General features: G+C 52.4%; 8 protein-coding genes. All 8 read left to right on the plus strand.

The window, feature by feature from the left end; translation table 11 throughout:
* On the plus strand, nucleotides 1-1,089 hold a 1,089-nt coding region (locus WAO31_RS07005), incomplete at its 5' end, for a site-2 protease family protein (protein WP_509591876.1).
* Between the two features lie 66 nt (nucleotides 1,090-1,155).
* The gene (ispG, locus tag WAO31_RS07010; RefSeq protein ID WP_509591878.1) at nucleotides 1,156-2,313 is read left to right on the plus strand and encodes a flavodoxin-dependent (E)-4-hydroxy-3-methylbut-2-enyl-diphosphate synthase; all 1,158 of its coding nucleotides are present in this window, start codon (nucleotides 1,156-1,158) and stop codon (nucleotides 2,311-2,313) included.
* Nucleotides 2,314-2,340: 27 nt separating this feature from the next.
* Nucleotides 2,341-4,101, plus strand: coding sequence for a proline--tRNA ligase (locus tag WAO31_RS07015; RefSeq protein ID WP_509591880.1), 1,761 nt, complete (start codon nucleotides 2,341-2,343; stop codon nucleotides 4,099-4,101).
* 28 nt (nucleotides 4,102-4,129) lie between these two features.
* The gene (gene nusA / locus WAO31_RS07020) at nucleotides 4,130-5,107 is read left to right on the plus strand and encodes a transcription termination factor NusA (protein WP_509591882.1); all 978 of its coding nucleotides are present in this window, start codon (nucleotides 4,130-4,132) and stop codon (nucleotides 5,105-5,107) included.
* A 222-nt stretch (nucleotides 5,108-5,329) separates the two neighbouring features.
* Nucleotides 5,330-7,942 (plus strand): translation initiation factor IF-2, encoded by a 2,613-nt coding sequence (gene infB, locus WAO31_RS07025; RefSeq protein ID WP_509591884.1) that lies wholly within the window; start codon nucleotides 5,330-5,332, stop codon nucleotides 7,940-7,942.
* A 7-nt stretch (nucleotides 7,943-7,949) separates the two neighbouring features.
* Nucleotides 7,950-8,387 (plus strand): 30S ribosome-binding factor RbfA, encoded by a 438-nt coding sequence (gene rbfA / locus WAO31_RS07030; protein ID WP_509591886.1) that lies wholly within the window; start codon nucleotides 7,950-7,952, stop codon nucleotides 8,385-8,387.
* 2 nt (nucleotides 8,388-8,389) lie between these two features.
* Complete coding sequence (truB, locus tag WAO31_RS07035) at nucleotides 8,390-9,283, plus strand: tRNA pseudouridine(55) synthase TruB (RefSeq protein WP_509591888.1); 894 nt, start codon at nucleotides 8,390-8,392, stop codon at nucleotides 9,281-9,283.
* Nucleotides 9,276-9,641, plus strand: a complete 366-nt coding sequence (locus tag WAO31_RS07040; protein WP_509591890.1) for a hypothetical protein — start codon at nucleotides 9,276-9,278, stop codon at nucleotides 9,639-9,641. Before truB ends, WAO31_RS07040 begins: the two co-directional genes overlap by 8 nt.
* The last annotated feature ends 204 nt before the right edge of the window (nucleotides 9,642-9,845 follow it).

Consider the following 9,845-nt stretch of genomic DNA (forward strand, 5'->3'; position numbering starts at 1 on the left):
ATCGCCATGCTTGGGATGTATCCGCCGGCGAAAAAACCAGAGTCCAAGACCGGTTTTTTCAAGGATATGATTATGCAGGCTCGAACCGCTCACTCGGAGTCTGAAACCCCAGCCGATGCCAACCGAAAGTTTTATCAGCTCGGTGTTGGTAAGCGCATGATCATAATGCTGGGTGGACCCTTTATGAACCTAGTTCTTGGGGTTTTGCTAACCGCTATAGCGATTAGTGGTTTTGGAATCTATCAGAGCTCACTCAAGATCGAAGCGGTTTCGGTTTGTCTGAACAATAATTCAACTTCCTGCTCGGTTGCCGAGCAGACCCCGGCACACCTGGCAGGGTTATTGGCCGGTGACGAGGTAGTTTCGGTGGCCGGTCAAAAAGCGGTTGACTGGGTCCAAATTAGAGAAATCCTAACTGCGAACCCAACCGCAGAATTTGAAGTGCTGCGCGGAGGTCAGATTGTCAAGGTAATGGTTAGTGCCGTACTGCAGCAACGCCCACAGTTTGACTCGCTGGGATCTCCGATTCTGGATGAATCGGGAGACCTTATCTATCAAGCCCAGCCATTTCTGGGCGTGTTCCTATCGCCCGAGCGAAAAGCTTTGCCGCTCACAAAATCTTTGGAAGCATCTGCCCAAACCATGGCTCAAATCGGTCAGCTGATCCTTCGATTACCGCAAGAGGTTATCCAAGTCACCGCCGTGACTTTTGGTGGGGGAGAAAGAGATATCACGGGGCCTATATCAATTGTGGGTATCGGTCAGGTGGCCGGAGAGGTTGCGGCTTCTGATGAGGCGAGCTTTGTCGATAAGTTTGCAACCGGTGTTCAAATCTTGGGCTCGTTGAACTTCGCCCTTTTTGTCTTCAACATGATTCCACTTTTGCCACTGGATGGCGGACACGTTGCCGGTGGAATCTACGAGTCAATCAAGCGGGGTTTGTATCGGGTGGCTGGCAAAAAAGACCCCGGACCTGCGGACACCGCACTTCTGATGCCACTTACCTGGTTTGTCTTTATTGCCCTATTGGCGGTTTCGGCTCTGCTTATTACGGCTGATTTAGTGAACCCAATCTCGCTATTTGGCTAGGTCTCAAGGATTGCAAGATTTACAACTTATGCTTATTAGAGATGCAGTAGAGATGCGAGGAGCATTGTGCCAGCGGTAAATCTAGGACTTCCAAAGGGCCCACCCCCAGTTTTAGCCCCGAGACGCAAGACCCGACAGATTATGGTCGGCAAGGTCGCGGTCGGCGGTGATGCTCCAATTTCGGTCCAATCGATGACCACCACTCCGACCACCGACATCAACGGAACCCTCCAGCAGATTGCTGAGCTAACCGCAACCGGTTGCGACATCGTTCGCGTTGCCTGTCCGTCTCAGGATGACGCAGATGTGCTGCACATCATTGCCAAGAAGTCACAAATTCCAGTTATCGCAGACATCCACTTCCAGTCCAGATACGTTTTTCAAGCAATTGATGCAGGATGTGGAGCGGTTCGAGTCAATCCTGGAAACATTCGACAGTTCGATGGTCACGTTGGGGAAATTGCCAAGGCCGCTAAAGCCGCGGGTGTTTCAATTCGAATCGGTGTAAACGCAGGCTCGCTTGATCCGAGGCTCATGGAAAAATACGGCAAGGCAACCCCCGAGGCTCTAGTTGAGTCAGCTGTTTGGGAAGCGAGTTTGTTTGAGGAGCATGATTTCCACGACTTCAAGATTTCCGTAAAGCACAACGATCCAGTCGTGATGGTCAGGGCTTATGAACTTCTTTCCGAGAGAGGCGATTGGCCCCTTCACTTGGGAGTCACAGAAGCCGGACCGTCATTCCAGGGAACTATAAAGTCTTCGGTGGCTTTTGGTGCACTTTTATCAAAGGGTATTGGTGACACAATTCGAGTTTCTCTTTCAGCTCCTCCCGCGGAAGAAGTCAAAGTTGGCTCGCAGATTCTTGAGTCCCTGAATCTGCGACCAAGAAAACTTGAAATTGTGAGTTGCCCGAGCTGTGGTCGTGCTCAGGTTGACGTTTACAAGCTCGCCAATGATGTGACCGCAGGCCTTGAAAAGCTAACCGTTCCACTTCGAGTTGCCGTCATGGGCTGCGTCGTAAACGGACCCGGCGAAGCGCGTGAGGCAGATCTTGGAGTGGCCTCCGGAAACGGTAAGGGCCAAATCTTTGTCAAGGGTGAGGTCATCAAGACCGTACCCGAGAGCGAAATCGTTAAGACCTTGATTGAAGAGGCTAATCGCTTGGCGGCAGAGATGGACCCGAGCCTGGTTGGCTCACCACAGGTGCTAGTCAAGGACAAGTAAGTCCCCGCTGGCGGTAACATTGAGCCCATGCCTATCCGCCTGAGTCAACTTTTCCTTCGCACGCTGCGGGAGGACCCATCCGATGCAGATGTCCAAGGACATCGGCTTTTGCTTCGCGCCGGATACATAAGGCGCCAAGCTCCTGGCATCTATAGCTGGCTCCCGCTGGGTCTTATGGTGAAAACAAAAATAGAGAAAGTAGTCCGAGAGGAAATGGCTAACGCCGGATCTCAGGAAGTATTTTTCCCGGCACTTTTGCCCAGGGAGCCTTTTGAGACCACCGGTAGGTGGACCGAATACGGCGATAACTTGTTTAGACTTCAGGATCGAAAAAAAACGGACTACCTTTTGGCCCCAACTCACGAAGAGGTATTCACTCTATTAGTGAAGGACATGTACTCGAGCTACAAGGACCTCCCACTTTCTCTGTTCCAAATCCAAAATAAATACCGCGACGAAGCGCGTCCTCGCGCGGGGTTGCTTCGCGGTCGCGAGTTTGTGATGAAGGACGCCTACAGCTTTGACGTGAGTGACGAGGGGTTGGAAGTTTCTTATCAGGCCCAGCGCGCTGCCTACGAGCGAATCTTTACTCGCCTCGGTGTTGACTACGTAATCGTTAAAGCCGACGCCGGAGCAATGGGAGGATCGAAATCTGAAGAGTTCCTATCACCTTCACCCATTGGTGAGGACACCTTTGTTCGATCCGCCGGCGGCTACGCCGCCAACGTTGAGGCGGTTGCAACGGTTGTTCCCAGAGAGATTCCGATTTCTTCTCAGCCGTCGGCCGAGGTCCACGATTCACCGAACACGCCGACCATTAAGTCACTGGTGGATTTGGCCAATGCCAAAGTCAAAAAAGCTGATGGCAGTGCTTGGAATGCAGCGGACACTCTAAAGAATGTTGTCCTGGCACTTACCTCTCCCGAGGGAAAACGCTCCCTGGTCATTGTTGGTATTCCCGGAGATCGTGAAGTTGATGAAAAGCGCGCCGAGGCTGCGTTTTCACCATCCGAAGTTTCGCAGGCTACCGAAGAAGATTTTGCAAAACACACCTTGCTAGTTAAGGGATACATCGGTCCGACCAAAGACGGCGCTCAGTTCCTGGGTGAAAAAGCTCCCGCGGGAATCCGATTTCTTTTGGACCCCAGGGTGGTTTCTGGAACCAGCTGGGTCACCGGTGCGAACCTGGATCAAAAGCATGTTTTTAACCTCGTAGCGGGTAGAGACTTTTCATCCGACGGTGTTGCCGACATTGCCGAGGTCCGAGCAGGCGACCAAGCTCCTGATGGTTCGGGTGAGCTGGAGCTGGCTCGTGGAATTGAAATTGGGCACGTGTTTCAGCTTGGAAGAAAATACGCCGAAGCTCTTGATCTCAAGGTGTTGGATGAGAATGGCAAGTTGGTGACCGTAACCATGGGCTCCTATGGAATTGGCGTCACCAGACTGGTGGCGGTTTTAGCGGAAGCCAATAACGATGACAAGGGGCTGATCTGGCCGGAGTCGGTGGCTCCTGCCGACGTTCATGTGGTTGCCGCTGGTAAAGAGGATTCAATTTATGAGGCTGCCGAAAAATTGACTGAACAGATTGAGAAAACCGGAAAAACCGTGCTGCTAGATGATCGACAGAAGGTGTCACCGGGTGTTAAGTTTTCAGATGCCGAATTGCTCGGTATTCCGAAGGTGTTGATTGTGGGTAAGGGCCTTGAATCTGGAGAGGTTGAGCTCTGGAATAGAAGGAGTGGGGAAAGGCGTTCTATCAAGATAGAATCAGCTTTGTCAGAAATTTAAGTAAATAGCGCTTGGAGGTGTCGCCCTTTTGGATATAGACCTAGGCGTCCTTAGAGGGCTCGAGCGCGAAAAAGAGATTCCATTTAAGGAACTCGTCGAAATTATTGAAGCTGCCATATTGGCCGCCTACCACCGCAGCGTCGGAAACACCGACAAGGCCCGCGCAGTTTTAGATCAGAAGACCGGTCACGTTCAGATTTTTGTAATCACTCTCGACGAAGAGGGAAATGAGACTGGCGAGACCGAGTCAACACCGGATGGTTTTGGAAGAATTGCGGCTAGCGCGGCAAAGCAGGTTATTGCTTCAAGGCTTCGTGAAATAAGTGACGAGGGTCTGTTCGGAGAATTCAAGGGTAAGGACGGCGACATAGTCGCCGGCACCATTCAGCAAGGCCAGCGCTCATACATGGTTTATGTTGACCTAGGTTCTATCGAAGCGATCATGCCTCCCGAGGAACAGGTTCCCGGTGAGGACTACTCTCACGGCAAGCGCATCAGGGTCTACGTCACCAATGTGTCGAAGGGCACCCGCGGTCCCCAGGTCACAGTTTCCCGAACTCACCCCGGGCTTGTTAGAAAACTTTTTGCGATGGAAGTTCCCGAGATTGCCGAAGGAATAGTCGAGATTGTTTCGGTTGCCAGAGAAGCCGGTCACCGGACCAAGATCGCAGTTCGCGCTAGCGACCCCGCAGTGAATGCCAAGGGTGCTTGCATTGGCGAGCTCGGACAGCGAGTTCGCGCGGTTCAGAGCGAGCTCAACGACGAGAAGATCGACATTGTTGATTTTTCCGAGGATTTGCCTCAGTTTGTGGCTCAGGCTCTATCTCCGGCAAAAGTCTCCGATGCCTTCGTTATAAATGCAGAAGAACGGCAGATTCGGGTGCTGGTGCCTGATTTTCAGCTCTCGCTGGCGATTGGAAAAGAAGGTCAAAACGCCCGTCTGGCTGCGAAGCTAACTGGAGCCAAGATCGACATCCAGCCAGACAGCATTTTGGATGGCGACTAGTCGCTTTCGGGTGTTTGGGTCTAGACTGGCCATTGGTGGTTTTATTGCCACAGACCAATTGGTCGAAATCGGGTTCCTTACCTCACTTGGATTGAATCCGCTGGAAAAAGATAAGAAGAAGTAGGCAGAAAAGATGTTGGAAATCTAATGAGTATCTCGAAATGAGTACCCAACAGCTTTAACGGCCTGCCCTGTTTGGGAAGGCCCAGACAGGAGAAGTAAGTGGCGCTACCACGTGTTTACGACGTAGCCAAAGAACTTGGTATTGATACCAAAGTTGCTCTGGCCAAATTAGAAGAGCTCGGCGAATACGTCAAGAGCGGCTCCTCCACTATCGCCCCTCCGGTGGCCAAGAAACTTCGCGCCGCTTTTCCCGATGCCAAGCCAAAAGAAGCACCAAAGAAGGTCGCCAAGCCAAAGGCGACAACCAAAAAAGCAGCAGCCGGAGCCGAGCAAGCCCCAGCTGAAGAAGCTGAAGTGGTCGAAGTCACCGAGAAGAAAGCTCCCGAGAAGAAAACTTCCAGACTTACTCCCAGTTCCATAACCGATGCACCCAAGGCGCCGCCAGCGGCCGGTTCGGTTCCAGGAGTTGCAAGACCTGGCAACAATCCATTCGCTGCAAGTCAGGGAATGGGCATTCCCCGTCCAATGGCAAGACCTGGCAACAATCCTTTTAACTCGGCTCAAGGCATGGCAAGACCTGGAGCTCCAAGATCGGGCTCACCAAGACCCGGAACCAGACCAGAAGGTGGATCAGATCGCCCGGGAGCAAGGCCAGCAGGTGGTGGATCACGTCCAGGTTTTGGCGGAGCCAAGCCAGGATTTGGTGGCGGAGCACCCGGAGGTGGATTCCCTTCCAGGGGACCGGCCGGAGGTCGCGGTCGCGGCGTCGGCGGCGGTACCGCTGGAGCTTTTGGTAAGGGTGGAGCAAGAGGACAGAGCAAAGCTCGAAAGTCTAAGCGAGCCAAGAGGGAAGAGTTTGAGCAAAGAAGTATCCCGAGCTTGGGTGGCGCAGTTGTGCCACGCGGTGACGGAACAACGGTTATTCGTCTTCGCCGTGGTGCTTCGATTCAGGATTTTGCGGACAAGATTGATGCCAATGCCGGTCAGCTGATCACGGTGCTATTTGCGCTCGGTCAAATGGCAACAGCAACAGCATCGCTCGATGAAGAAACGTTTCTAATCCTTGGGGAGGAGCTTGGCTTCAAGATTGAGGTTGTTTCACCCGAGGACGAAGAGCGCGAGCTCTTCGAAGGCTTCGGGTTGGATATCTCAACCGACTACGACGACGATGAGGCGGATCTAGTTGCCCGTCCGCCGGTTGTTACCGTGATGGGTCACGTTGACCACGGAAAGACTGCACTTTTGGACTCGATTCGAAACGCCAACGTTCAGGCGGGTGAAGCAGGTGGAATTACCCAGCACATCGGTGCCTACCAGGTTCACACCACCCACGAGGGGCAAGACCGAGCAATTACGTTTATTGATACCCCGGGTCACGAGGCTTTCACCGCTATGCGTGCTCGAGGTGCTCAGGTCACCGACATCGCGATCTTGGTTGTTGCAGCCGATGACGGCGTGATGCCTCAGACCATTGAGGCTCTAAACCACGCCCAGTCAGCGAATGTCCCGATCGTTGTTGCCGTCAACAAGATTGATAAAGAAGGCGCCAACCCAGACAAGGTCAAGCAGCAGCTCACCGAGTTCAACTTAGTCGCCGAAGAATACGGTGGTGACGTCCTGTTTGTTCCCGTATCCGCTCTAAAGGGTCAGGGAATCACAGAGCTTTTGGACGCTGTTCTCCTTACTGCGGATGCCGCCCTGGATATGCGAGCAAATCCAGATAAGGACGCTCGCGGTGTTGCTATTGAAGCGAACCTAGACAAGGGTCGCGGAGCGGTTGCAACCGTTTTGATTCAGTCCGGAACCCTAAACGTCGGAGACTCGATAGTTGCCGGAAGTGCTCACGGAAGAGTTCGTGCGATGTTCAACGAAGACGGCGACCCTGTTGAGTCTGCAACGCCTTCCAGGCCGGTGCAGGTGCTTGGGCTACAGAGCGTTCCTCGAGCCGGTGACACATTTGTTGTGACCGACGATGAGCGTCAGGCAAGACAGATCGCCGAAAAGCGTGAAGCTGCTGACAGAAACGCTCTACTTGCTAAGACCAGAAAGCGCATCAGTCTTGAGGACTTCACTAAGGCTCTCGAAGATGGCAAGGTCGAGTCTCTCAACCTGGTTATCAAGGGTGACGTTTCCGGTGCTGTTGAAGCGCTAGAGGACTCGCTGCTTAAGATCGAGGTCGATGATTCGGTTCAGCTTCGAATCATTCACCGCGGTGTTGGTGCGGTGACCGAGTCGGATGTGAACCTGGCAACCGTAGACAACGCCATCATCATTGGATTCAACGTAAAGCCAGACAACAAGGCTAAAGACCGTGCCGATCGTGAGGGAGTGGACATCCGCTTTTACTCAGTTATTTACGCGGCAATTGAGGACATTGAAAAATCCCTCAAGGGAATGCTTAAGCCTGAGTACGAAGAGGTTCAGCTTGGTACCGCCGAAGTTAGGGAGCTTTTCAAGTCCTCCAAGGTTGGAACTATCGCTGGATCTATTGTTCGCACCGGCTCCATTAAGCGAAACTCTTTCGCTCGTGTACTAAGAGCTGGCAACGTCATAGCCGAGAACCTGAAGGTCGACTCGCTGAAGCGCTTTAAGGATGATGCCAACGAAGTCAAAACCGACTTCGAGTGTGGAATTGGGCTGGGTGGTTTCAACGAGCTTGAGCTGGAAGACATCATTGAGACCTACGAGATGCGCGAGAAGCCAAGGGTTTAGTAGAAAAATGGTTGACGTTGCGAGGGCTCGGAAGTTAGCCGAGCGAATTAAGGTTTTGGTTGCCGAAGCGCTTGAAAAAGCGGTGAAGGATCCAGACCTTGGTTTTGTCACTCTCACCGAGGTGAAGGTGACACCCGATCTGTCTCACGCTCAGATTTTCTACACCGTGTTTGGCTCCGACGAGGATCGAGTGCGGTCAAATGAGATCATCAGAAAAAACACGGGGCGAATTCGCGGAGAGGTGGGACACAACCTCTCTATTCGCTTGACCCCAACTCTTGAGTTCATCGCCGATGAGTTGCCAGAAAATGCGGCCCACATGAACGATCTACTCGCTGAGGCCAGGGAGCGCGACGCAGAAGTTGCAAGGCTTGCGGCTGCCGCAAAGCCTGCCGGGGATGCCAATCCCTATAAAGAGCCAAGGCAAATCGAAGACCAGGACTAGCATTGGCCAGCTCGGGTCTAGTTCTAGTCGATAAGCCCCAGGGCTTCACATCGCACGACATGGTTGCGAAGGTGAGAAAAGCCATGGGCACAAAAAAAGTCGGTCACGCTGGAACACTGGACCCGCTAGCAACTGGACTATTGGTTTTGGGTATTGACTCTGGTACTAAGTTGCTTACTTTTCTAGTTGGCGCCGACAAAACCTACTTGGCTACCATTCGGCTGGGCGTTTCGACAGTCTCTGATGATTCCGAATCCCAAGTCTTAGAAACGGCAGCTGCTGATCTCCTGGCGGATATCACCCCTGCGCAAATTGCTTTGGAAATTTCTAAACTCACCGGAGTAATTCAGCAGCGACCCTCATCTGTGAGCGCAATCAAGGTAGATGGCAAAAGAGCCTATGACTTAGTTCGTGAGGGAGTGGAAGTTAACCTGAAAACCAGGGAGGTTAACGTTTACGCCTTTGAGGTGTTGTCGGGCACCAAATCACCCGAGGGGTTTATTGATCTAGAGGTTTTAGTTGATTGCTCTTCGGGAACCTATATCAGGGCGCTGGCTAGAGACTTAGGTCACGCCCTGGGAGTCGGAGGGCATATCACTTCACTTCGAAGAACCAGAGTCGGGTCTTTTGATGTTGATCAGGCCAATAACGTCTCCGAGCTCGAAAGCTTGCGTCTTACGCCTTTGGTGGAAGCGGCTCGGGACCTATTCGAGACCGTGAGCCTAAATCACCAACAGGTCACCGATTTGGTTCACGGCAAGAGAATATCGGCAATTGGAAGTTCTTCTTCACTGGTTGCCGGTGTATCAGAAGCTGGCAAGCTGGTGGCGGTCCTGGAGCCGGTGGATTCTGACTTAAAATCAATTGTGGTCTTTCAAGGAGAGGTAAATGACTGAAGTTCTTTACCTCGCTCAACTGTGGTTCTCAATTGCGGCCGGATTATTCGCCATTACGCTGGGAATATTTGGAAGACTTCCAAGTCTTTGGAGCGTTGGTTCACTAGCGGTTGTTCTCCTAGGTCTACTAGTTCAGTTTGGCTACACAACTTTCGCAGTAATCGGGGGAGCGGAGGCGGCAGTTGACACAGTTGAGTTCTACGCTTATCTAGTGGTTGCCATAATGGTTCCAATCGGTGCAGGATTCTGGGCCCTGGTGGAGCGAAACCGCTGGTCGACTTTGATTCTTGGAGTTGCCGCCCTCACAGTTGCGGTGATGTTGGTTCGAATGAATCAAATATGGACCGGAAGCTACTAGCTCAATCAATCAAGAAAGTTCGATACATAGAATATGTCTACCCCGATGCTTCAAGATTCGCCTTCACCAAAGCGTGCAATGGGCGCCGGCCGACTGCTGATTGTTTTCTATGCGGTCTTCGCCGTTTCTTCGACCGCGAGAGCTTCGTTTCAAATAATCACCAAGTTTGAAGATGCTCCACTTGCCTACTCGCTTTCTCTGGTG

It is taken from the genome of Rhodoluna sp. (assembly GCF_049276775.1).
Classification (GTDB): Bacteria; Actinomycetota; Actinomycetes; order Actinomycetales; family Microbacteriaceae; genus Rhodoluna.